This is a genomic window from Alteromonas sp. 38 (genome assembly GCF_902506055.1).
GTDB lineage: Bacteria > Pseudomonadota > Gammaproteobacteria > Enterobacterales > Alteromonadaceae > Alteromonas > Alteromonas lipotrueae.
In genome coordinates, this window is the sequence record NZ_LR733300.1 from 1008131 (window position 1) to 1030439 (window position 22309).

The following is a 22309-nucleotide window of genomic DNA, read 5'->3' on the forward strand; positions in this document are numbered from 1 at the left end:
AGCTGCTGCTTTTCAGCAGCTCTTTTTTTATTTAAAGGGGGAGCACAAATCATCAAATACACGCTTATTCCTTTACGCACCAACCTCCTAGCATGAACCGCTTACGCATGAGTCTGCCTGTTTCTGTCTTCTTCTGCCTAATTCTGCTTGGAAAGAAAAACTTCGATAAAGACCAATGTCTTACTAGCGTCATATTCGTTCAGCCGATAGACTGTTTTCGCTAAGAAGTAAGTGCTTTTTCTACTAACTTACTGTGTTTTCGGGAGAACAAGAAGTGTGATGGCTGGAACGCGAAATTGGATAACTGGCGCGACATTAGTACTTGGGTGTTATTACCTCGGTATGTGGCTGTCTTCCTCAACAGGTTTACCACTGCCAGGTGCACTTACTGGCTTGCTCATTCTTCTGGCCGTACTTTTTATCGTTCCGACGGCCGAACCTCTTGTGGCACGTGCCGCTTCCCCCTTACTACGTCATATGTCGGTACTATTTGTACCTGCGGTTCTTGGCGTTAGTGCATATTGGAGTGAAATAGCACAAAACGGGTGGGCCATTGGTATCGCGATAATTATCACTACCTGCATAAGCTTGGGGATTAGCGCTAAAATAGCAGAAAAACTACTGTCCTCACGCCATGCACACCTTTCGCAAGTACCTGCTAAGAAAGATGCAGCCGAACAAGTCACCGAGCAACGGGAAGTAAAAAAGGGAAGTGACAATGATTGAGGCTATTAAAAATGCCGCTACGCTTTCGGGTGTGGTTTGGCTTGCCATCACGCTACTTTTTTATTGGGTTGGGTTAGCTATAAATCGCAAATACTACCGTTACCCGATTTCTCACCCCCTTATTTTTACGGCGCTAAGTGTGGGATTGGTTGTGTATTTTTCCAATACTGCTATGGCCCATTACCAGCAATCTGCTGGCTTGTTACATTGGTTGTTAGGCCCTGTAACGGTTGCGTTGGCACTGCCAATTTACCGACAATGGCAACGTTTGCGTCACTATGGTTTACCTTTGGTGGTGAGCATAATGGCAGGAGGAATTGTTGCGCCAATTTTGGCATGGGCAGCACTTTGGGTTTTCAACTCGCCAATTAGCATTCAACTCACTATGTTAGCCAAATCTATTACCACGCCCCTCGCCATGGAAGCATCGGCTCAAATAGGGGGAATTCCTGCTCTTGCAGCCGTGTTTGTTATTACTACCGGTGTTGTAGGCGCCATTGCCGCTACGAGTATTTTTCGTGTTTTTAAGGTAACCGATACTCAATCTCAAGGCGTTGCACTAGGTACGGTTGCACACGCAGTCGGAACCGCAAAATCGTTACATATGGGTGATGATGTGGCAGCCATGGCAACACTAGGTTTATGCGTAAATGGCATATTTACCGCTATTATTTTGCCATTAATATTTAGTTTTCTCTCACCATCGCTTTAATTTTGACTACAATGGATTAAAGCAATTCATTCGAAAGTGCTATTGTGAGTTTCGACGTGTCACGTCAATATATGAACCGTCAAAATTTATCGCTTCAGTTCGAAGTATTAACGCCGATACAGTGTTGATTACAACGCATTGTAATTTTCACTGTTATCAAAAAGCTAGGTGGTAAGATTATTCAATGTTTTCTGTACTCGTCTGTGACGACTCGTTAGTCGCTCGAAAACAAGTTGCCAAATGTTTACCTCAGGACTGGGATGTTTCTGTACATTTTGCAAAGAATGGCCAGGAAGCACTCGTCGCGCTTAAAGAAGGTAAAGGAGATTTACTGCTGCTTGATTTGAACATGCCCATACTCGATGGCTATGGCACGTTAGAAGCAATTAAAGCAGAAGGCTTGTCGACTAAGGTCATTGTTATTTCAGGAGATATTCAACCTGAAGCTTACGATAGAGTAACGGCTTTGGGGGCATTGGATTTCATTCGTAAGCCCGTATCGCCTCAAACCCTTGCTGAAGTGCTCGATAAATTTGACATATTGCGCAGCGAGCCAGAGCCTGTTGTGGAAGCTGCGCCGTTAGACCCTGATATCCGTGATTGCTACCAAGAAATAACGAATATCGCCATGGGTCAAGCCGGTGATCATTTAGCTCGCATCATGAACGTTTTCGTTCGACTTCCTATCCCCAATGTAAACCTCATTGAAGTTTCTGAATTACACATGATGCTTTCAGATATCGAAAGTCATGAACAAGTTACCGCCGTTTGCCAGGGCTTTATAGGGCCGGGCATCAGTGGCGAGGCCATTTGTATTTTAAGTGATTCGAGCTTTGAAGATGTGGCAAAAATTCTCAATGTGGAAGGCGAAGTAGATGACCAGCTTCAGCTCGAGCTATTAATGGATGCTGCCAGTATTCTTATCGGCACTTGCCTTACTGGCCTAGCAGTGCAAATGGATGTTAACTTCAGCCAAGGTCATCCTATTGTTTTAGGGCAGCACCGAGCCATTACTGAAATTATCAGTATGAATCAGATTAGATGGAAACGAACCCTCGCCATCGAGCTAAGCTATGGCTTAGAAGGTTACAATGTTCAATGTGATTTGATTTTGTTATTTACCGAAGAGTCGATGAAAATGATGAATTCGAAACTTGCCCACCTGTTGGAGGACTTCTAATGAGCCAGCAATTGGATGATATACTCGAATTCCATTGGATGATGGATATGCTTCAAACGGTTGACGTTGGCATTGTTGTGCTAAATCGACAGTTTAAAATTCAAGTCTGGAACGGCTTCATGGAAAGCCATAGTGGTATGTTACCCAGTGACGTTCGTGATAAGTCGCTTTTTGAATTATTCCCCTCCATTAAAGAAGACTGGTTTAAGCAAAAATCTAAACCCGTATTCGAGCTAAAAACCAGAGCATTTATGACCTGGGAACAGCGCCCTTATTTATTTAAGTTTCCTAACTACCGGCCGATTACAGGTAGTGAGTCATTTATGTATCAAAACATCACACTGTCGCCATTAATATCGGCTACAGGAAATGTTGAATACATCAGTATGATGATTTACGACATGACAGATGTTGCGGTTGGTAAAAAGCAACTTGAAGCCATACAGGTGCATATGACGGAAGCACAAGAGCGTAATCAGCTCGCCCGCTAGTATTCACTTTTATCGCCACAAGTAACTTGCGAACCACCCCCCATTTTTTATTCGAGTTAATCGACACGAGGCCGCAGTTCTACGTGTTGCCGGAGTCACTATGCGAACGTTTTTCCAGTTTCTATTCTCACCCTTGTTTTTGCTATTAGAGGCGAAGGCAAAAACTACCCTTTCGACTAAATGTTTTATTCTTGTTGCAATGGTGTTTGTGTTAGCTGCGTGTGGCGGTGGCGGCGGTGATTCAGATGGCGGCAGTGGCTCTAGCAACAGTGACTTAGTGATTAACGCCGGTGACGATGCAACGGTTACCGAGGGCGCAAGTTATTCATTGAGTGCGGTAGTGAGTGGTGGGAATGAAGAATATACCTACCGTTGGTCGGCATCGCCTTCACTGACTATCACCCATGAAGACACTAGCGATTCTGCTGCTAGCTTTGAAGCGCCAAGCGTATCAAGTGCCACAGAATACACTATTACCGTAACGGTTAACGACACGGGGGGCAACGAAGCCAGTGATTTAACCATTATAACCGTGGTGCCAATTAATATTGCTCCAGAAGCGATTATTGATGTGCCCGAGTGGGATGGTTTAGATGCAAATAATTTCCCCGGTGGTGTAGAAGTTATTTTTGATGGTAGTAGCAGCACCGATGCCGATGCTGCAGACGAGAGCGCATCCATCTCTGATTACAGCTGGACGCAAACCGACGGCACTAACGTGATTACGGGTGAAGAAACCAATTTATCAACGCTTACCATAGTGACGCCTATCGCAAATGATGCACAAACCCTAAGTTTCGAATTGACAGTAACCGACAGCGAAGGCACTACCGACACTGAATCAGTGGCTATTTTTGTGCAGTCAGAGTCAGATACGTTGCCTGAGGTTGACGCTGGTTCTTCTCAGGGTGTTTTTAGTGGTGAAACTATATTGCTAGATGGCGATGCCAGTACCAGTATTCCAAGTGCGTTACCGCTTACTTATGATTGGGAGCGCAGTAATAATGTATCTTCAACAGCGTTACCTGCTAATGCAGCTGATGCATCTATCTTAAGCCAAAACGTAGACATACAAGCAATAGATGATGAAGATGGCTTATCTACTTTTGCTATCGCGCCTGCGGTAACTGAATATACCGTAGTGGCTTACACATTAACCGTGACCGATGCCAACGGTAATCAAGTAGAAGATACAATTAATGTGGGCGTACGCCCTATGCCGACTCCCTTAATGAATGATACTGGCGTGTTGCAGCAAGCAACTGATAATGCACTTACTGAAGCGCAACAAAACGAGTGGCCAGGTCAAGATGGTCAACGAGGCGCTGATGTTGTTGAGAATAATGGATTAATTGAGAAAGCAGGAAGAGGCAAAGCGGGCTTCGATTATACCCGCTTAAATGCCAATGGCGATGAACAAGATGCCAGTGCAGATGCGTGGTCATGCGTACGCGACAACGTAACGGGCTTAGTGTGGGAAGTAAAAACCGACGACGGTACACTGCAAGATAAAGACTACACTTATTCATGGTATAGCGACGATGTTAATGGTGGTTATGAAGGTGATTTAAGCGGCAACGATACGGTTTGTTCACTGACTAACTGCAACACGCAAGCTTATGTGACAGCATTAAACGCTCAAGGGTTATGTGGTTTTTACGACTGGCGTATGCCCACGCACCAAGAACTTTTTTCGCTTATGCATTTAGGTATCTCTGATAGCATGACCATTGATGAGGATTACTTTCCTTATACAGGTGTGCTTTCAGCAAACCCAGTGTGGTACTGGACTTCTGTACCTAGCGCAGACGGTGTAAACAGCGACGATGCCCAAAATGCATGGGCGCTGGATTTCGATTCTGGGGTAGATAATTTTTTAAATAAATCCTCGGCGGCAAAAGTACGCTTAGTAAGAGCGGGGAGATAATTATGAAAAACGTAGTGCCTTTTTTAACACCTAAATTATCATCTGTATTAGCACCACTAGCAGCATCGCTTATGCTAGTTTCAACTGGCTTATCGGCACAAACGTGTTTGTCAGACGGGCTTGAAACCACACCTGATGAAGACTTTACTACCATTACTAGTAGTACGGTGTTACACGCGCCTACCGACTTGGTGTGGGAGCGCTGTGCAGAAGGCCAAACCTGGGATGGGTCTACCTGTGATGGCGAAGCCGTGAAGTACACATGGCAGCAAGCATTAAAGTTAGCGCATGCGGCCAGTGATGAAGATTTGCTGGGGTGGCGACTTCCCAATGTTAAAGAACTTGCCACTATTGTTGAGCGTGACTGTGTACGACCAGCGGTAAATAGCACCATGTTCCCAGAAACGCCGCCAGATGACTTTTGGACTTCTACCCCTTCGGTTGATGATCCCGATAGGGCATGGGTAGTGGCTTTCTTTAATGCTAGCCATTCAATCAAAGAGAAAGATCGCTTTATTTACGTAAGATTGGTGCGAACGTACACAAACGATTAGTGAAGATGCACAAACCTTTGATTTATACTTTAGACCAATGAGAAGGTTGTGAGGTAGGAAATATGAAGGCGCGCACTTATAATGCGCGTATTTCTTATTGTTAGCAGGCATCCATGTTTACCTTGATACTTCACCCTGATTTTTCGCAGTTTAGACTCATGTCACCTTCCTATTTGCGTGTAAGCTAGCCACAATACTCTCATGAAATATTTTGAACGCCTTTTACTAGGCATGGTAAGCACAGTGCTATTTGCTGGATGGATTAAACCAGCCTCGGCAGAAATTTCGTGCAACATTGATTTTGCTTATGGCTTAGCGGTAAATGAAACTCAACTTCGCGTTATGGAAAAGTCTCGCACGCGGGTGCAAATTAACGATCAAACTCAACTTTTTATTGATGGGCGTTGGCAAACCCTTACCGCTGAACAAAGCGAGTGGTTAGGTGAGTATGCGCATGGCCTACATTATGTGGTGCCCAAAATGATAGTGTTGGCTACCGAGGGCGTTGATTTAGCAGTAGATACTATTGAGAGTGTGTACCTAGGTTTAGTAGGAAGCGACCACGATAGCTACGAGCGCTTAAATAGCGCTATGAAGCGGGTAAAAGTAAGGGTTAAAGACAAGTTCAGACATGCGAGTAATCATTACTTCATCGGCCCAGGATCGTTAGAAAGTGTCGATGATTTTGTTGATAGTGAAATTGAAGCCCAATTGGAAGAGGCTATTTCTACCTCGGTAGGCGGTATTTTGTCGGCTATTAGCGGAATCAATACCAATAGTGATGAAGTGAACAGTGACAAAGTCGCTGAAATTACCCGTCAATTAGGCACGGTAGGCGAGCAGCTTGAAAGAGATATGAACAGCAAAGCAACCAGCCTACGAAATAAAGCAGAGTGGATTTGTAACAAACTAAAACGATTAGATGTTGCTGAAGAAAAGCTTCGCGCTTCAATACCCGCACTGCAACCGTATAATCTCATTATTTCCCATTCCCCAGAGGAAACGGAATAGCGGATAGCCTCGCACTAAGCGAGGCCAATCCTGCCTACTTCCAATCTATACAAAACAAGACAGTAAAGTGTTCAGGTAACGTCTGCCTTTTGCGGTTACCTGCCAGTGGGTATCGGTAATATCGAGCAGCCCTTGTGCCTGAGCATCGTCTAAAGCGTCTTGATATTCTTTCGTTAATTCAACACCGGTTAGTGCGGTGTAGTCCTCAATAGGGCAGGGCTCTACCAATCTAAAGCGGTTCATGAAGAATTCAAACGGTAAGTCTTCAGCAGGTACCCGTGTTTCTGTGTCTAAATAAGGGCGGCTTATTTCCATGTAGCCACGAGGGTGCTTAATTTTAACCGTACGCGTAATCGTTCCCGTGGCGATATCCGTAACCTTGCCGTGCGCGCCGCAGCCTATTCCCAAGTAATCACCAAAACGCCAATAGTTAAGGTTATGCTGGCACTGATGCCCCGCTTTTGCATAAGCAGAAATCTCATATTGCTCGTAACCAGCGGCCTTTAATCGTGCATGGCCTTGTTCTTGAATGTCCCACAAAATATCATCATCGGGTAATTCAGGCGGACGTGAATAAAAGGGCGTATTAGGTTCAATCGTTAACTGATACCACGACAAATGATAGGGCGACAACGCCAAGGCTTTATTCACATCAGACATGGCGTTTTCTACACTTTGTTCGGGTAGACCATGCATTAAATCTAAGTTAAATGTAGGTAGCCCAGCACTATGTGCCTGATTAATCGCTTCTATGGCTTGGGTATCATTATGAATGCGGCCAAGCACTTTTAGGTGGGCAGGCTGAAAGCTTTGTATACCTACTGATATACGGTTTATACCGGCTTGATAAAAGCCAGCGAAACGACCACTTTCCACCGTACCAGGGTTAGCTTCCATGGTGATCTCAGCATCATCCGCTAAGTTTACCCGTATGCGAATACCCTTAATTAAGTCGCTAATTGCCTCGGCTGAAAATAAACTTGGAGTGCCCCCGCCTATGAAAATAGTTTCAACGGTTCTATCGCCAATGCGCTTAGCATCTATGGCTAAGTCATCGAGCAAGTGAGCTACATACTCTTTTTCGGGCAATGCTGACTTTAAGCCGTGTGAATTAAAATCGCAATATGGGCATTTTTGTACGCACCATGGAATATGCACATACAAACTTAGTGGAGGATTACGCAAAGGTGTTTCTCATTGATGCTAATAATATAGCCAGTGCGTTTCCGCGGTGACTAATACGGTTCTTTTCAGCTTTATCTAACTGCGCTGCGGTGCAGTTGTGCGATGGCACGTTGAATACTGGGTCGTATCCAAAGCCGCCGTCACCTTCACGAGATTTAAGAATTTCACCTTCCCACTTACCTTGGCTAACGAGTGGCACAGGGTCACCTGCGTGGCGCATAAAAACCAATGTGCAAAAGAAGTGGGCTTTGCGATTGTCAGAACCTGCTAACTCACTTAAAAGCTTGTCGATATTGTCGCTGTCGGTAGCATCCTCGCCAGCAAAGCGTGCTGAATAAATACCAGGTGCGCCGCCAAGGGCATCAACCACTAAGCCGGAATCGTCAGCAATAGCCGGTAAACCGGTTACCTTGGCAGCATGTCGCGCTTTAATAATGGCATTCTCAACAAAGGTAGTGCCTGTTTCAGGTACGTCTTCTACGCCCAAGTCTTTTTGCGCAATAACATCTACACCGTACTCAGCAAACAAGCTGGTGAATTCACGCACCTTGCCCTGATTACCAGACGCAAGCACTATCTTTTGAGGAAAAGTCATAAAAATACCTTAACAAATTTAATTCAGTTTTAGCTAGCCTGTGTCGCAAATATTGCAGTTTTAATCGCGGTTTATTTAATAGCTTGTGTAGCAGATTAAGAGCAACTTAATAAGACACCGTTTTTAAAAAACTTTGAATGGCTAAAGGTGGTTTATACCTGCCGGTTTCGCAGATTGCCCTGAATTGGGAGAAAGCTTGCGCAGCCAACACACCTGATTGGCCGCGCTAACCGTGCCATCGCCAACCTCGTCATCAACTAGCACGTAAAGGGCCGCATCACTTATCCCCAGATCAGCTCATCGCGTTAGCGCTTCTTCGTGCGATTCTTAATTTTTGGCTTCGCTTTCGCCTTGGCTTTCGCTTTGTCTTTCGCCGTTAGCTTTTTCTTTCTTGGGCCAATTTTAGGTGTTTTGTTTTGCGGACGAAGTTCTGCAATAACGCGGGCTTTAATTGGCTCTTCGGTGTAGCGTGCCGCTTTGGAAATAAATTCAAAGTCGTGGGCTTCTATCAATGAAATCGCAGTGCCTTTGGCGCCAGCGCGCCCGGTACGGCCAATTCGGTGAACATAAACGTCGGCTTTACGTGGCATATCGAAGTTAATGACATGGCTAACTTCAGGTACATCAATGCCTCGCGCGGCTACGTCGGTGGCTAGGAGTACCGGCACTTCGCCACTTTTAAAGCGCGTTAAGGCAGCCATACGTTTATCTTGTGGCATTTCGCCTTGTAACCAGCACACCATAATATCTTGCGACGCTAAGTAGTCTTTAAGCATTTGCAGGCGTTCGCGGGTTTTAACGAATACAACCGTGGTAGTCGCTTGTTCTTTTAATATATGAACGAGCAATGCCTTTTTATGGTTTAAGTCATCAGCTAAGTGATACCACTGGTGAATTTTGTTCTTTTCTTTGCGTGATGGAAACGCTTCAATCACTTCAGGGTTTTGCAGAATGTCTTTGGCAAACTGACTGACACCGCCGCCTTCCAATGTGGCAGAAAATAGCATGTTCTGTTTGCGCCAGCGTGCTTCACTAGCAATCTGGTTCACAATAGTGCGGAAACCCATGTCTAGCATGCGATCGGCTTCATCAAGTATCAGGCACTCGATGTCACGACAATCGGCCATTTCATTTTGAATGTGTTCGAACAAACGCCCTGGAGTAGCCACCAAAATATCGATACTTTGGCTAAGGGTTTCTCTGTCGGTACCGTAGTTAATGCCACCGGTGATCACACCGCTAACAATATCAGTGTGTCTGGTTAACTCAACGGCTTGTTCATACACCTGAAGCGCGAGTTCGCGGGTAGGGGTAAGAATAAGAATGCGAGTCGAACCTGGTTGCTTACGCGGGTAGTCGAGTAAAAACTGACAAACTGGCAACAAGAACGCAGCGGTTTTTCCCGTGCCTGTAGGCGCAGAAGCCAAAATGTCGCGCCCGTCCATTGCATGAGGGATAACCAAAGATTGTACGCTGGTGGGGCTCTCGTAGCCCATATCTGCCACCGCGTGGCAGAGTTCTTCGTCTAATTCGAGATCTTCGAAAGTCATAGTATAAAAACGCTCATATTGAATGGGGCGTATTGTAGCATTTATGGTACAAAACGTAGAAAAAAAACACGTAATAGATAATTTACCGAATCGTTTTGTGCAAGCACATCACAACCCCTTTGATAGCACCTTACGAAATTAAGTGATGAAAGCGCCTGATTAACTTGGTTTATCAGGGCGCCTTATCAAAGTAGTGCGCTTATTTTTTCCAATTTAGCATTGTTTAGTGCTTCACGAATTTCTGGGCCTTTAAATCCTTGGGCAATAATGTGCTGAACATCCACTGCATTGGCTGTTGCTAAAGCTTTAGTTATCAACGCTTCGCGTCTCGCCCAATTTAATGCATCTACAGTTTCCGGTCGTTCTGAATCAGCGAGTTGCCTTGCAATAGGCTGCAAGGCATTGAGAAAAAGACTAAAGCGTTCAGGTCGTCGCCATGCATCGGTTTTATTAAACACAGATAACAGAGTCTCGGCATCTAGTTTGTCGCTATTAAGAAGTGATGTTTTATGCGCACTCACCATTTCGGCAATTTCGCTCACTGTATTTTGCACTTTTAATCGTTTACACAGTTGCTGAACTTCATTGAGTGATAAGCCTGAACAAAGCGCTGCGAAACGAATTTCTATTGGCGCAGTCTGACTGGCGTTTTGTTCCTGTGGTTGAGTGTGTGATTGCTTTTGAATTTCTTTGAGTGTCTGAATACCAGTAATAAAAGCGCTTTCAGACTGACTAAGTTCTGCAAACCAGTCGTCTAAGCCATGGCACGCTTTTAAGGTTTTGAAAAATACCTCGGGAGTAGCTTCCAGCAAACTTCGCTTGGTTTCTTGCCATACTCTTTCAGCACTTAGGCTGGTTAACTCACCAGACTTGGCCATGTCGGTCATTAAGCTTAAGGTTTCTTCTGCAATGGTAAATCCTAAATAGGCATAGCGGGTGGCAAAACGGGCTACGCGAAATACCCGTAGAGGGTCTTCACTAAAGGCTTCAGAAACATGACGAAGAACTTTTTGCGCTAAATCTTGCTGGCCATGATAGGGGTCGATAAGTTCGCCGTCTTGATCTCGGGCAATGGCATTTACAGTTAAATCTCGGCGTTTTAAATCCTCTTCCAACGTGACCGACGTAGACGCGTCGCACTCAAAGCCTGTATAGCCGTTGCTTATTTTTCGTTCGGTACGGGCAAGTGCGTATTCTTCTGAGGTTTTGGGGTGTAAGAATACAGGGAAGTCTTTACCGACTTGAGTGAAGCCTTTAGCTAGCATTTGCGCAGGTGTTGCTCCTACCACAACATAATCACGTTCGGTAACGGTTCTTCCCAAAAGGGTGTCGCGTACCGCGCCGCCAACTAAATAAACTTGCATGTAACCTCTATATTAAAATTTAACTAAGCCAATGCGTATTATTACAGAAGCAGTTTGTATAAGCACACTTTGACTTCTGTTCACGCTCTGGTAGTTTAAATCGCGTTTTCAACTTCAACAGCGAATACCATGTATTTGAATTACTTTGGGTTAAGTGATAATCCGTTTTCAATCGCGCCAAACCCCGATTACCTCTATATGAGCCCGCGGCACAAAGAGGCGTTAGCTCACCTTACTTTTGGGCTAAGTGAAAGTGGCGGTTTTGTTATGCTTACCGGCGAGGTAGGGACAGGGAAAACCACGGTTTCTCGTAAGTTATTGCAGCAACTGCCCGATAACACCCAAGTCGCGATGATACTAAACCCAACGCTTTCTGCGCTGGAGTTACTCGCCACGGTATGCGATGAACTTGGTTTACACTACCAAGAAGAGAAAGCCAGCTTAAAATACTTTACCGATTTGATTTTATCTAAGTTGGCAGAAAATCACCAACAGGGTATGAACACGGTGTTGATGGTTGATGAAGCGCAGCACTTATTGCCAGAAGTGTTGGAACAATTGCGGTTATTAACGAACCTTGAAACCAACCGCGAAAAGCTATTAAAAGTGGTATTAATCGGCCAGCCTGAATTACAGCAACTATTGAAGCGCAACGAGCTAAGACAACTCGCTCAGCGTATTACTGCACGGTATCATTTGCTGCCACTTACCGCCCCAGAAGTTAGTGCTTACATAGCGCATAGGCTTAGTGTCGCGCATGGTGATGTGAGTGTTTTTAGCAAATCTACCTTGCGGGCAGTGCATCAAATAACCGGTGGTATTCCAAGAGTGATAAACTTGCTTTGCGATAGGGCGTTAACCCTTTCTTTTACCAAACAACATGCTGTAGTGCAAAAACCTATTTTCCTTGCTGCAGCACAGCAAATTCTTGGTGAAGATGTGGTAAGCCAACGTATGCAAGGTAATCGAAAGTGGTGGCTTGCAACCGCATTTGTTGTAGCTGTGTTCTGTGGTTATGGCCTAGGGAGTTTATATGTCTAATATTCTTAGTATTAGTGACCTGAAGCCCGGCATGGTGATTGTTAGAATTACGCAACAGAATGGGCCGGTTAAAATTCGAAAATCGGGCTTGGTGTCTAGCGATGCTATGGTGGAAGGCTTAGCCGAAATGGGTGTTCAGGAAATAGAAATAGATCCTGATCAAACAGTAGAAATTGCGCCTGCTACTACAGCGGGAAGTGGCCATCGCACACAGACCCAAGCACTACTGCGTGGCCAGCATGATACCAGCGCTAAGTTCGACAAAACGCTATCTGATCAATTTAATCGCAGTTTGTTTTTGCCTACCGTGCAAGGACTACCTTCCATGTGGAAGGTATATGGCAAAGAACTTGCGACTTATTCGACCATTGTTGCAGGTGGTTTTTGCTTAGGTTTTTTGGTTGCCACGCGAGGTGAATGGTGGCCTGCGGTTACAGCATCGGTTGTGGAAACTATTCAACCTGAAACCTCAACCACGGCCGCTACCTCGGAATTGGGTTCTGAAGCGCTTAAACAAGCGCCGACACAAGAGCTTGCACAGACATCTTCACAGCTAACTGCACAAGTTAGCGGCCAAGGCAGTGTGCAAGGGGCAGAACAAACAGCTGCGCCAATAGATACGCCGTTAATGGTGCCCAATGCATCTGAACAAGTATCAACCACTAGCGGTAATCCACCTTCTGAAGGCATCGCTTCGCAAGAAGTTGGTTCAGATGATATATCGCAAGCCTCTCGCGCTAATAACAGCCCAAATTCACAATCTCTGCCAAGCCAAAACTCTACGGGAAATCAAGCTCTGACGGAGAATCGAAGTGATGCTGATGATACGTTCGACTTAGCCGTGGCTGAGGAAGAAGGGCGCGTGCTTAATTCTCAAGGCAACCAAGATGACAACAAGATTGAAGTATCGCCAGAACTGTTAGCGCGTTTTAATCAAGCGGTGGCCGCACTCGATACCCAAGCTGAGAATAATGATTTTGAGCCGGAAACGAAAGTAACGGTTCGAGACAACATTCAGCGTGTTGATCAGTTACCTGTGCGGCTATTAACGAGATTGCCCTCTATGAACTTCAGTGCGCATATGTACGCATCACGACCCGATGATCGCTGGGTGCGAGTGAACGGCAAACAAATGAGTGAGGGCGATTGGATTGACGATAAGGTGCAAATTGTCAATATTGAAGCGCAGCAAGTGGTGTTAGGTTTTGAAGAAGAACTCTTCACCATGGCGGCGCTTACGGATTGGTAATAAAAGCGCTAAGCAATGAGGTATTGAAGTGCATTTTAATGCCCATTGCTCATTAGTCTGGCGCTTGACTGACAAATACGTCTTGAAAGAAAGTCGACAAGTTAACGTTAAAATCATCGGGCCGTACACCTGAGACAATTTCGTCATCATTTGCACTTAAATCTAGCCGAGTAATATCGTCATATTGCTGCGATGGAACGCTATAAAATGTCATCACAATGGGGCTCATCGTACTAAGTGGGTTTTGTTGGCTGACAATGGCAAGTTTCCCACTTTTTAGCCTAACAATTGAGCCTACAGGGTGCACTCCCATGCATGTGACAAATTGGCTAACCAAGGCTTGATCGAGGCTCTTATCTTCCGTTAGTCGTTTGAGGGCCTGGGTGGGGCTAATACTTTCTTTGTGGGGACGATTGGACACCATGGCATCGTAGGTATCAATAATACCTGCAATGCGCGCAAATTCTGAAATTGCCATGTCTTTGAGTGCTTTAGGGTAGCCACTGCCGTCTATGCGTTCGTGATGTTGCGCAATAATCGATAACACTAAATCCGAAATATCACCACACTGCTCCACAAGCTCAACACCAATATCAACATGGGTTTTCATCATTTCCCAATCTGCCGCTGACAAATCGTCAACATTGTTGTGAACATCCATAGGTAACGACGACATGCCAACGTCCATCAACAAAGCACCTAAACTCGCTTGATCTATGGTATCTCTGTCATACCCTAGAAACTGGGTAAACATGCCCATTAAAATACTGCAGTTGATAGAGTGTTCTAGCAGGTAAGCGTTGTTGTTTTTTATCAGAGTTAAGCAGGACAGGGCGTCTTTGTTATCAAATACACTATCGATAAGGCTCTGCGCTAGGTCTTTCACTAATTTTAAGTCGTTTACCGCACCACGGTTAAGTGCAGATAAAAAACCGTTTTGTATATTTATCGCATCAAAGTAAAGCCCATTAGCTTCTTTCATTGCGTTTCTTGTAAGGCTATTAGGCGCTGGCGACTGCTCTTCTTTTACATCAGTAGGCGCTTGAGTGATTGTTTCTGATGTGGGAAGGGGAGCTGAGTCGGTTGCTGGTTCGTGAATAACAGACTTCTCGAAGTCTACTTGAACAGTCAATATCCCGCGAGATTTTAAGGTGTTGATGACCGTTTGATGTTTTACAAGGCCCTTTGAACGCATCCGTAAACTGCCGGTTTGTTTAAGTACTTGGTTGATGTACATCCCTGGTTTGAGATCATCAATAGGTACTGCTTTCAGCATAAAGACTCCATTCAATTTTTTCTGCGATGTTAATTACTTACTAAAGTTAGGCGAAGTACGAGTACTTCGCCATCACTACGGAGCAAAATTCCACTGAACGATACTAAAGTTTAAATCTAGCGTTTAAGAGCTTGTATTTTACAGCTAGTATTTTACAGCCAGTAATTAAACCCAAACAGGTTGCTTCGCTTCGTAAGCCGAAATTTTGTCAGTAAGCTCAAGCGTTTGGCCAATCGCATCTAACCCTTTTAGCAAGTTAGTTTTATGGTGATCCGCAATGTCGAAGCTGAAGCTAGTCTCACCAAAAGATACAGTTTGCTCTGGTAAGTTAACCGTAATTTCTAGCGCTGGATTAGCTTCAACTGCTGCAAACAATGCGTCCATTTCGCTGCTGGCAAGCGCAACCGGTAACAATTGGTTATTAATACAGTTGCCATAAAAAATATCAGCATAGCTGGTGGCAATAATGGTTTTAAAACCAAAATCGTTCAGCGACCATGGCGCATGTTCACGGCTAGATCCACAACCAAAATTTTCTCGAGTAAGTAATATACTTGCACCGGCAAACTCAGGTTTGTTCAATGAGAACTCTGGGTTAGGTACTTTTTCTTCTAAATCCAAATAACGCCAATCGTGAAACAAGTGCTTTCCATAGCCAGCGCGAGTCACACCAGTTAGAAACTGCTTGGGAATAATTTGGTCGGTATCTACGTTGGCTTGGTCTAGCGGTACTGCTGAACCTGTGTGCGCGGTAAAACCTTGTATTGAATTAGACATGGTTACTCCTGAAATTCTCTAACATCGGCGAAACGGCCAGTAATAGCGGCGGCAGCTGCCATCGCTGGGCTAACCAAATGGGTGCGTGCACCACGACCCTGACGGCCTTCAAAGTTTCGGTTACTGGTTGATGCACAACGATCGCCAGCCACAAGTTTGTCGTCGTTCATACCCAAGCACATAGAGCAACCTGGTAAACGCCATTCAAAGCCAGCGTCGGTAAAGATTTTATCTAACCCTTCAGCCTCAGCTTGTTTTTTCACATGACCTGAACCAGGAACCACAATGGCGGTAACTGAATCGACTACTTTGCCATTCTTAGCAATATGCGCAGCTGCACGTAAATCTTCAATACGACCATTAGTACAAGAACCAATAAACACATGGTTTACGGCAACATCTGCAAGCTTATCGCCTGCTGATAATCCCATATAGCCCAAGGCTTTTTTGGCGCTTTCTTTTTCGATAGGATCAGAGAAATCATCTGGGCCCGGCACGGGTGCATCAACACCAATAACTTGGCCTGGGTTTGTGCCCCAAGTAACCTGAGGTGCAATGTCAGCCGCTTCAAGTTCTACTACTGTATCGAAGCTTGCGCCTTCTTCAGTGTAAAGGGTTTTCCAATAGGCTACTGCGTCTTCCCAGTCTTGGCCCTTTGGCGCGTATTCACGGCCTTTAAGGTATTCAAAAGTAGTGTCATCAGGAGCAATTAAGCCTGCTTTAGCGCCAGCTTCTATACTCATGTTGCACACGGTCATGCGCTCTTCCATGGTTAAACCAGAAATAGCTTCACCTGCATATTCAATAACGTGCCCCGTTGCGCCTGCGTGACCAATTCTGCCAATGATGGCTAGAATGATGTCTTTCGCAGTAATACCAACAGGAAGCGTACCATTTACCTTAATGAGCATGCTTTTCGCACGGCTTTGCTTAAGGGTTTGAGTTGCTAATACGTGCTCAACTTGAGACGTACCAATACCAAATGCTAGGGCACCGAATGCGCCATGAGTGGCAGTGTGTGAATCGCCACATACTACTGTCATGCCCGGTTGAATCAGGCCTAGTTCAGGGCCCATAACATGCACGATACCTTGCTTTTGGTGGCCAACAGGGAAAAGTTGAATGCCGTGTTGCTCACAGTTATTCGCAAGGGTGTGAAGTTGAAGTGCGTTTTGTGGACCGCACGCATCAATCGCTAACGAGCGAGTAGAAATACTGTGATCCATGGTACCAACAGTGCGCTCAGGGCAACGTACTTTACGGCTTTTTTCATTTAAGCCAGCAAAAGCCTGCGGCGAGGTTACTTCGTGAATAAGGTGGCGGTCGATGTAAATTAAGCTGTCTTCGCCTAATTGGTCGATAATATGTGCTTGCCACACTTTGTCGTATAAGGTCTTGGCCATGGTGTTAATTACTCCTGCGCCATTAATTGTTTTACTATTTCATCACCTACTTGTGAGGTGGTAGACGCGTTATCTCGCTTATCATCAGGAAGGAGTTCGCCTGTAAGAACCCCCGCTTCCAATGTGGCAATAACCGCTTTTTCAATAGCATCGGCAGCATCAGTTAGGTTCATGCTGAAACGTAGCATCATGGCAGCAGAAAGTACCTGTGCAATAGGGTTAGCAATACCTAACCCGGCGATATCTGGAGCAGAACCACCCGCTGGCTCGTACAAACCAAAACCGTCTTCATTCATGCTAGCAGAAGCTAATAAGCCCATAGAGCCTGTCATCATGGCACATTCGTCAGAAACGATGTCGCCGAATAAATTAGAACACAGCATTACATCAAACTGCGCCGGGTTCTTCATGATTTGCATCGTCGCGTTATCAATATAGATATGGTCAAGTTCTACGTCTGGGTAGTCTTTTGCCACTTCTTCAGTGACTTCACGCCATAAGCGACTGGTCAGTAATACATTGGCTTTATCGACTGAAGTCACTTTACCGCGGCGTTTCTGCGCAGCTTCAAAAGCGGCAACCGCAATACGACGAATTTCACGTTTGCTGTAACGCATAGTGTCATAAGCAAACTCTTCTTCGCCTTCACCCTCGCGCCCTTTGGGCTGGCCAAAGTAAATGCCGCTGGTAAGTTCACGAACCACCAACACATCTACGCCAGATTTTGCAATATCTTCACGCAGTGGAGACAAGGCTTCTAACCCAGGATAAATGCGAGCAGGGCGTAAGTTACTGAATAAATCAAAATGGCTACGCAATGTTAGTAACGCAGCGCGTTCTGGGCGCTGTTCTAACGGTAAGGTGTCCCATTTGGGGCCGCCAATGCTGCCAAATAAAATGGCATCAGCTTGCTCACAACCTAACAAGGTTTTTGAGGGGAGGGCCTCACCTTCAGTATCAATAGCATAACCGCCTACAGGGTAAGCAGTACGGTTAAATGCTACGTTAAATTTCTTTTCTACCGCATCTAAGACCTTGTTGGCCTCTTGCATTACTTCTGGGCCTATACCGTCTCCGGCTAATACGGCAATTGAGAACTGGCTCATTTAAACTCCTGCAACGCGTTCTTGTTGATTTTTCTGCTGGTCAATTTGATCAGCTAAATAAGTGTTGTTTAGTACGAAAATAAGGGCTTTTACACCAGCTTCAACAATATCGGTGGCAAGACCAATGCCGTGGAAACGACGCCCTTTATAAGTGGCGATTACACTCACTTGTGCTAGGGCATCGGCCCCTTCGCCTTTTGAATCTAATTTGAAGTCTACAACTTCAACATCTTCATGGCCCAAGATAGCTCTAATTGCATTGTATGCAGCATCAACAGGGCCATTACCAATACTAGATTGGATAATTTCTTCTTCGCCTACTTTTAGTTTTACGGTAGCGCTTGGAATAATTTCTCTTCCTGAAGTCGCTTGAAGGTTCATCAATTGATAGTGAGCATGATCGTGCTTTTGCTTATCGAAGAACAACAAAGCTTCTAAGTCGTAGTCGTAAACTTGGCCTTTCTTATCAGCCAACTTCAAGAAGGCGTCGTAAACCGCTTCTAAGTCGTAATCTTCTACCTTGTAACCCAATTCAGTTAAGCGATGCTTAATCACATGACGCCCTGAACGAGAGGTTAAGTTTAGGTTGTTTTTATTAATACCTACACTTTCCGGTGTCATGATCTCATAGGTGTTTTGCGCTTTTAATACACCGTCTTGGTGAATGCCTGATGAGTGACTAAATGCATTCGCACCCACAATGGCCTTATTCGCTTGAACAGGCATGTTACATAATTGGCTAACCAACTTAGACGTACGCGAAATTTCTTGCGAATTGATGTTGGTGTTAATACCCAACATGGCTTGACGGGTTTGCAAAATCATTGCAATTTCTTCAAGGGACGCATTACCTGCACGTTCACCAATACCGTTAATGGTACATTCAACTTGACGAGCACCTTGTTCTACCGCTGCTAACGAGTTAGCTACTGCTAAACCCAAGTCGTTGTGGCAATGCACAGAGATAATGGCTTTATCGATATTTGGTACGCGGTTAAACAACTGCTGAATAATGCCGCCGAATTCTGTCGGCGTGGTGTACCCAACCGTGTCTGGAATATTAACCGTGGTAGCGCCAGCATTGATGGCGGCTTCTACCATGCGGCATAAATAGTCTATGTGAGTACGGCCGGCATCTTCACACGAGAATTCAACGTCGTCAGTGTATTTGCGGGCATGTTTAACTGCCGCAACTGCCATATCTACTACTTCATCGTGAGATTTACGTAGCTTGGCGCCAACGTGAATTTCTGAAGTAGCAATGAAGGTGTGAATTCTAAATTGCTCAGCCACACTAAGTGCCTGTCCGCAGGCATCAATATCGCCTGCCAAAGCACGAGATAAACCACATACTACAGAATTCTTAACTTCTTTTGCGATCATTTGAACCGAGCGGAAATCACCAGGAGATGACACAGGAAAGCCCGCTTCAATGATGTCGACGCCTAAACGTTCGAGAGCGAGAGCGATCTGCAGCTTTTCTTTGGCACTTAGGCTTGCAGGTAAGGCCTGCTCACCGTCTCGCAATGTGGTATCAAAGATTTTCACTTGATTTGTCATAACGCTCTCTCGTTTATAAAAGTTAAAAAAAAACCCGTGCTAAGCACGGGTTTCTGTGTAATTAATCGCTGGTCGCAATCTACCCGTGCAGTCTTGCTGCCATAAGGAGTAGAGTTAGAAGAAAGCGATTGCGCATCATTTGCGTATTTTCTTTGCCGACCAGTTGATAGCGACAATGTACCCATCCACGCCTGTAAGGTCAACCTTTGATTCGAATAATGCGTATAAATTTTGGTTATAAATAATGGTTTTTTTAAAATAGAGTTTTTATCCTATTTTTAAAGGTTATTCGAGATGTGTGTTTCTGGTGGTAGTCGAAATCCGTTGCTCAGGTCGAGTGTTAGGATGTGTATACTAATTTAAAAAAAACATCAAAAAGCCAAAAGTGTCACTTAATGCGATAAATTGCGATGGGTAATCGAATTCGTCTGCTAGATCATAGAGTAATTCATGTGTGAGTTTGATAGGGTAAAAATCTAGTTTATATAGTGAGTACACTTATGAAACGCGCTATTTTTTCTCTTGGTTATTCTTTTATTGTCTTCTCATTTTCAGCGATAGCCTTCGCTAAACCGTTTTCTAAAAATTTAACCAAATTCGATTACCCTTTTACGGCTCAAGCCATGGCATTTGAATCTCAGGGTCAAGCGCTTCAAATGGCATATATGCAACTGCCAGCGAAAGAAGGAAAGCCTACGGTGTTGTTACTGCACGGTAAGAACTTTGCCAGTAGCTACTGGAAAACTACAGCTACTTGGTTACATGAGCAGGGTTATGGTGTGGTTATTCCAGATCAGGTTGGCTTTGGTAAGTCAGATAAACCGGTGAACTATCAATACAGCTTTGCTGCGTTAGCTAAGAACACTAAGCTGCTTCTTTCATTGCTTGAACTTGATGAGGTTATTGTTACTGGGCATTCGATGGGCGGCATGGTGGCATCGCGATTTGCTCTGAATTATCCAGAATACACCAGCAAACTCGTGTTGATTAATCCTATCGGGTTAGAAAATTACCTTCAGTATGTAGAATATAAAGATATCGAGTTTTTTTACCAGAACGAGTTGAAAAAGCAGCCAGAAAATATTGTTAGCTATCAGAAATCAAACTATTACGACGGTGATTGGAATGATACCTATGCTTATCACGCTAGCCATTTAATGGGATGGATTGAAGGTGATGATTGGGCCCAGCTAGCTAAAGTAAGCGCGCTAACTTACGACATGATATTTACTCAACCTGTTATTGAAGAGTTTGATAAATTCCAAGTACCGGTCACGTTAATTTTAGGCACACGAGATAGAACTGGGCCTGGACGAGGTTGGAAAAAAGAAGGGGTAACAAGGGAATTGGGGCGTTACGATAAACTCGGTACTGAAGTTAAAGCCCGCAACAATGCCATTACGGTGAAAGAGCTTGATGGTTTAGGACACTTACCACACATAGAAGCGTTCTCGCGCTTTATAAAACGCTACGAAGAAGCGTTGGATTAGATGTCGACGCGGATCTCGGGTATTGATTTAACGTAATCATCGCGGTTTGGCTGTGCCTAAAATAAGAATTAGGCCTGACCTTTCAAGGTGAAGTTTTTCCAGTTAATGTGAGTGGACAGACGCATTTCTCGCAATGAAAGTCCTCGAGGTGCCCCTTTCGATTTATGTCGCCACATGTGCCCGCTGCACGCAGACGCCATAATTGCCGTCGTGGGTTTCAGAAGTTGTCGCTTCAATACCGCATTTGCATCGGTAAAGCGAGACGTATCGTGTTCTGCGTTGAGCTGATTTTTCTCTATCTCGCTGTGTGCTACCTCGCCATCAAAAGAAAACCAGCCATGTTTATTGGTATGAAGCGTATGTGTGGTGTGGTTCACGCTATCTATAGAGTCGAGCTCTATATGTATACCTTCTAACGTGGTTATGCATATAGGCAAAACTAAACCGTAATCTGCATATTGCCTATACCACTGATATTTTTTATCAGTAGGTTGGCTGATCCCAGGACATTTTCCCGGTTGCTTAATAAACCAACTTCCATTGTGCGGATCAATATCTAGCGGTGAGGGATTGTCTATAAGGTATCGAGCAACACTTCGAATATGGTGAGGCAGGCCGGCTAATCTTCGACGCAGTATCGACACATTGGATGGGCCTTTATGCGCGATAAGCAAAAGCTCTCTTTCATATAACGCAGTACAAATTTCAGTGAACTGCGGTTGCGCACCACCAAGTTCGCCTGAATTGCTAAAAAAGCCTGATTGTGTGGAAGACGTATGTCCGTCGGATGTCATAATACTGGTAAGACAATAAAAAAGACGCAATAAACCTACGTTAGCAGGATTTATGCTGGGTATCCAGAAACCCAGTGATATCACCTCACTAATATAAAGCATCTGCCTTAATAGGCGCAGCCTAGAGGGCACTAGCACGTCACCAGCATTATATAGTGCTAGGCGACAAGATATCTTGAAACCTCCTCAAAGGCTAAAAGAATTTAGCTGACCAACGCTGAGAATGACTATTGATACATTACCAATATGGTTGTTCCCAATATATTTGTATAAGAAATAGTATTACCACTTTTGATTTTTGCTACATTTTGAGAAACG

20 protein-coding genes are annotated in these 22309 nt (G+C 44.7%); 10 read left to right on the forward strand and 10 right to left on the reverse strand.

Annotated elements, in window-relative coordinates:
• Nucleotides 1-279 precede the first annotated feature (279 nt).
• The 7 genes from FLAVO9R_RS04250 (at nt 280) to FLAVO9R_RS04280 (ending at nt 6601) form a co-directional block, all read left to right on the forward strand.
• Nucleotides 280-726, forward strand: a complete 447-nt coding sequence (locus tag FLAVO9R_RS04250; protein WP_159534383.1) for a CidA/LrgA family protein — start codon at nt 280-282, stop codon at nt 724-726.
• The gene (locus FLAVO9R_RS04255; protein WP_159529070.1) at nt 719-1438 is read left to right on the forward strand and encodes an LrgB family protein; all 720 of its coding nucleotides are present in this window, start codon (nt 719-721) and stop codon (nt 1436-1438) included. The genes FLAVO9R_RS04250 and FLAVO9R_RS04255 overlap by 8 nt, the downstream gene beginning before the upstream one ends.
• A 184-nt stretch (nt 1439-1622) precedes the next feature.
• Nucleotides 1623-2618, forward strand: coding sequence for a response regulator (locus FLAVO9R_RS04260; RefSeq protein WP_159529072.1), 996 nt, complete (start codon nt 1623-1625; stop codon nt 2616-2618).
• Nucleotides 2618-3109: a PAS domain-containing protein gene (locus tag FLAVO9R_RS04265; RefSeq protein ID WP_159529074.1), complete on the forward strand. Its 492-nt coding sequence runs from the start codon at nt 2618-2620 to the stop codon at nt 3107-3109. Before FLAVO9R_RS04260 ends, FLAVO9R_RS04265 begins: the two co-directional genes overlap by 1 nt.
• A 199-nt stretch (nt 3110-3308) precedes the next feature.
• Entirely contained in the window at nt 3309-5036 is a 1728-nt protein-coding gene (locus FLAVO9R_RS04270; RefSeq protein ID WP_232370715.1) for an Lcl C-terminal domain-containing protein, read from the forward strand.
• A gap of 2 nt (nt 5037-5038) precedes the next feature.
• Nucleotides 5039-5590, forward strand: a complete 552-nt coding sequence (locus FLAVO9R_RS04275) for an Lcl C-terminal domain-containing protein (RefSeq protein WP_159529078.1) — start codon at nt 5039-5041, stop codon at nt 5588-5590.
• A gap of 201 nt (nt 5591-5791) precedes the next feature.
• The gene (locus tag FLAVO9R_RS04280) at nt 5792-6601 is read left to right on the forward strand and encodes a YggN family protein (RefSeq protein ID WP_159529080.1); all 810 of its coding nucleotides are present in this window, start codon (nt 5792-5794) and stop codon (nt 6599-6601) included.
• 45 nt (nt 6602-6646) lie between these two features.
• Here FLAVO9R_RS04280 and hemW read toward each other — a convergent pair whose 3' ends face one another.
• From hemW to FLAVO9R_RS04300, 4 genes are all read right to left on the reverse strand, one after another.
• Entirely contained in the window at nt 6647-7786 is a 1140-nt protein-coding gene (gene hemW, locus FLAVO9R_RS04285) for a radical SAM family heme chaperone HemW (RefSeq protein WP_159529082.1), read from the reverse strand.
• Nucleotides 7779-8381: an XTP/dITP diphosphatase gene (locus tag FLAVO9R_RS04290; RefSeq protein WP_159529084.1), complete on the reverse strand. Its 603-nt coding sequence runs from the start codon at nt 8379-8381 to the stop codon at nt 7779-7781. The genes hemW and FLAVO9R_RS04290 overlap by 8 nt, the downstream gene beginning before the upstream one ends.
• Nucleotides 8382-8686: 305 nt before the next feature.
• Complete coding sequence (gene srmB / locus FLAVO9R_RS04295) at nt 8687-9931, reverse strand: ATP-dependent RNA helicase SrmB (protein ID WP_159529086.1); 1245 nt, start codon at nt 9929-9931, stop codon at nt 8687-8689.
• A gap of 185 nt (nt 9932-10116) precedes the next feature.
• Nucleotides 10117-11295: a multifunctional CCA addition/repair protein gene (locus FLAVO9R_RS04300; protein ID WP_159529088.1), complete on the reverse strand. Its 1179-nt coding sequence runs from the start codon at nt 11293-11295 to the stop codon at nt 10117-10119.
• Nucleotides 11296-11424: 129 nt separating this feature from the next.
• Between FLAVO9R_RS04300 and FLAVO9R_RS04305 the strand changes: the two genes are divergently transcribed.
• On the forward strand, nt 11425-12336 hold the full coding sequence (locus FLAVO9R_RS04305) for an ExeA family protein (RefSeq protein ID WP_159529090.1): 912 nt from the start codon (nt 11425-11427) through the stop codon (nt 12334-12336).
• The gene (locus tag FLAVO9R_RS04310) at nt 12329-13585 is read left to right on the forward strand and encodes a general secretion pathway protein GspB (protein WP_159529091.1); all 1257 of its coding nucleotides are present in this window, start codon (nt 12329-12331) and stop codon (nt 13583-13585) included. Before FLAVO9R_RS04305 ends, FLAVO9R_RS04310 begins: the two co-directional genes overlap by 8 nt.
• 52 nt (nt 13586-13637) lie before the next feature.
• On the opposite strand, the gene FLAVO9R_RS04315 is transcribed toward FLAVO9R_RS04310, so the two are convergent.
• The 5 genes from FLAVO9R_RS04315 to leuA form a co-directional block, all read right to left on the reverse strand.
• Nucleotides 13638-14861 (reverse strand): HD-GYP domain-containing protein, encoded by a 1224-nt coding sequence (locus tag FLAVO9R_RS04315; RefSeq protein WP_159529093.1) that lies wholly within the window; start codon nt 14859-14861, stop codon nt 13638-13640.
• Between the two features lie 165 nt (nt 14862-15026).
• Nucleotides 15027-15638 carry a 3-isopropylmalate dehydratase small subunit gene (gene leuD / locus FLAVO9R_RS04320; protein WP_159529094.1) on the reverse strand — a complete coding sequence of 204 codons (612 nt, stop codon included), beginning with the start codon at nt 15636-15638 and terminating at the stop codon, nt 15027-15029.
• A 2-nt stretch (nt 15639-15640) separates the two neighbouring features.
• Complete coding sequence (gene leuC, locus FLAVO9R_RS04325) at nt 15641-17041, reverse strand: 3-isopropylmalate dehydratase large subunit (RefSeq protein WP_159529096.1); 1401 nt, start codon at nt 17039-17041, stop codon at nt 15641-15643.
• Between the two features lie 8 nt (nt 17042-17049).
• Nucleotides 17050-18147 (reverse strand): 3-isopropylmalate dehydrogenase, encoded by a 1098-nt coding sequence (gene leuB, locus FLAVO9R_RS04330; RefSeq protein ID WP_159529098.1) that lies wholly within the window; start codon nt 18145-18147, stop codon nt 17050-17052.
• Nucleotides 18148-19707, reverse strand: coding sequence for a 2-isopropylmalate synthase (gene leuA / locus FLAVO9R_RS04335; RefSeq protein WP_013785248.1), 1560 nt, complete (start codon nt 19705-19707; stop codon nt 18148-18150).
• A gap of 500 nt (nt 19708-20207) precedes the next feature.
• Between leuA and FLAVO9R_RS04340 the strand changes: the two genes are divergently transcribed.
• Nucleotides 20208-21197 (forward strand): alpha/beta fold hydrolase, encoded by a 990-nt coding sequence (locus tag FLAVO9R_RS04340; RefSeq protein ID WP_159529100.1) that lies wholly within the window; start codon nt 20208-20210, stop codon nt 21195-21197.
• A gap of 68 nt (nt 21198-21265) precedes the next feature.
• On the opposite strand, the gene FLAVO9R_RS04345 is transcribed toward FLAVO9R_RS04340, so the two are convergent.
• The gene (locus FLAVO9R_RS04345) at nt 21266-21991 is read right to left on the reverse strand and encodes a hypothetical protein (RefSeq protein ID WP_159529102.1); all 726 of its coding nucleotides are present in this window, start codon (nt 21989-21991) and stop codon (nt 21266-21268) included.
• Nucleotides 21992-22309: the final 318 nt, after the last annotated feature.

Bases quoted from the DNA above. Each gene is read 5' to 3' on its own strand.
- FLAVO9R_RS04260 (WP_159529072.1), top strand. From the start codon at position 1,623: ATGTTTTCTGTACTCGTCTGTGACGACTCGTTAGTCGCTCGAAAACAA.
- FLAVO9R_RS04250 (WP_159534383.1), top strand. From the start codon at position 280: ATGGCTGGAACGCGAAATTGGATAACTGGCGCGACATTAGTACTTGGG.
- FLAVO9R_RS04255 (WP_159529070.1), top strand. From the start codon at position 719: ATGATTGAGGCTATTAAAAATGCCGCTACGCTTTCGGGTGTGGTTTGG.
- leuA (WP_013785248.1), bottom strand. From the start codon at position 19,707: ATGACAAATCAAGTGAAAATCTTTGATACCACATTGCGAGACGGTGAG.
- FLAVO9R_RS04340 (WP_159529100.1), top strand. From the start codon at position 20,208: ATGAAACGCGCTATTTTTTCTCTTGGTTATTCTTTTATTGTCTTCTCA.
- FLAVO9R_RS04280 (WP_159529080.1), top strand. From the start codon at position 5,792: ATGAAATATTTTGAACGCCTTTTACTAGGCATGGTAAGCACAGTGCTA.
- leuC (WP_159529096.1), bottom strand. From the start codon at position 17,041: ATGGCCAAGACCTTATACGACAAAGTGTGGCAAGCACATATTATCGAC.
- FLAVO9R_RS04300 (WP_159529088.1), bottom strand. From the start codon at position 11,295: ATGCAAGTTTATTTAGTTGGCGGCGCGGTACGCGACACCCTTTTGGGA.
- FLAVO9R_RS04275 (WP_159529078.1), top strand. From the start codon at position 5,039: ATGAAAAACGTAGTGCCTTTTTTAACACCTAAATTATCATCTGTATTA.
- FLAVO9R_RS04315 (WP_159529093.1), bottom strand. From the start codon at position 14,861: ATGCTGAAAGCAGTACCTATTGATGATCTCAAACCAGGGATGTACATC.
- FLAVO9R_RS04270 (WP_232370715.1), top strand. From the start codon at position 3,309: ATGGTGTTTGTGTTAGCTGCGTGTGGCGGTGGCGGCGGTGATTCAGAT.
- srmB (WP_159529086.1), bottom strand. From the start codon at position 9,931: ATGACTTTCGAAGATCTCGAATTAGACGAAGAACTCTGCCACGCGGTG.
- FLAVO9R_RS04305 (WP_159529090.1), top strand. From the start codon at position 11,425: ATGTATTTGAATTACTTTGGGTTAAGTGATAATCCGTTTTCAATCGCG.
- FLAVO9R_RS04265 (WP_159529074.1), top strand. From the start codon at position 2,618: ATGAGCCAGCAATTGGATGATATACTCGAATTCCATTGGATGATGGAT.
- FLAVO9R_RS04310 (WP_159529091.1), top strand. From the start codon at position 12,329: ATGTCTAATATTCTTAGTATTAGTGACCTGAAGCCCGGCATGGTGATT.
- leuB (WP_159529098.1), bottom strand. From the start codon at position 18,147: ATGAGCCAGTTCTCAATTGCCGTATTAGCCGGAGACGGTATAGGCCCA.
- FLAVO9R_RS04290 (WP_159529084.1), bottom strand. From the start codon at position 8,381: ATGACTTTTCCTCAAAAGATAGTGCTTGCGTCTGGTAATCAGGGCAAG.
- FLAVO9R_RS04345 (WP_159529102.1), bottom strand. From the start codon at position 21,991: ATGACATCCGACGGACATACGTCTTCCACACAATCAGGCTTTTTTAGC.
- leuD (WP_159529094.1), bottom strand. From the start codon at position 15,638: ATGTCTAATTCAATACAAGGTTTTACCGCGCACACAGGTTCAGCAGTA.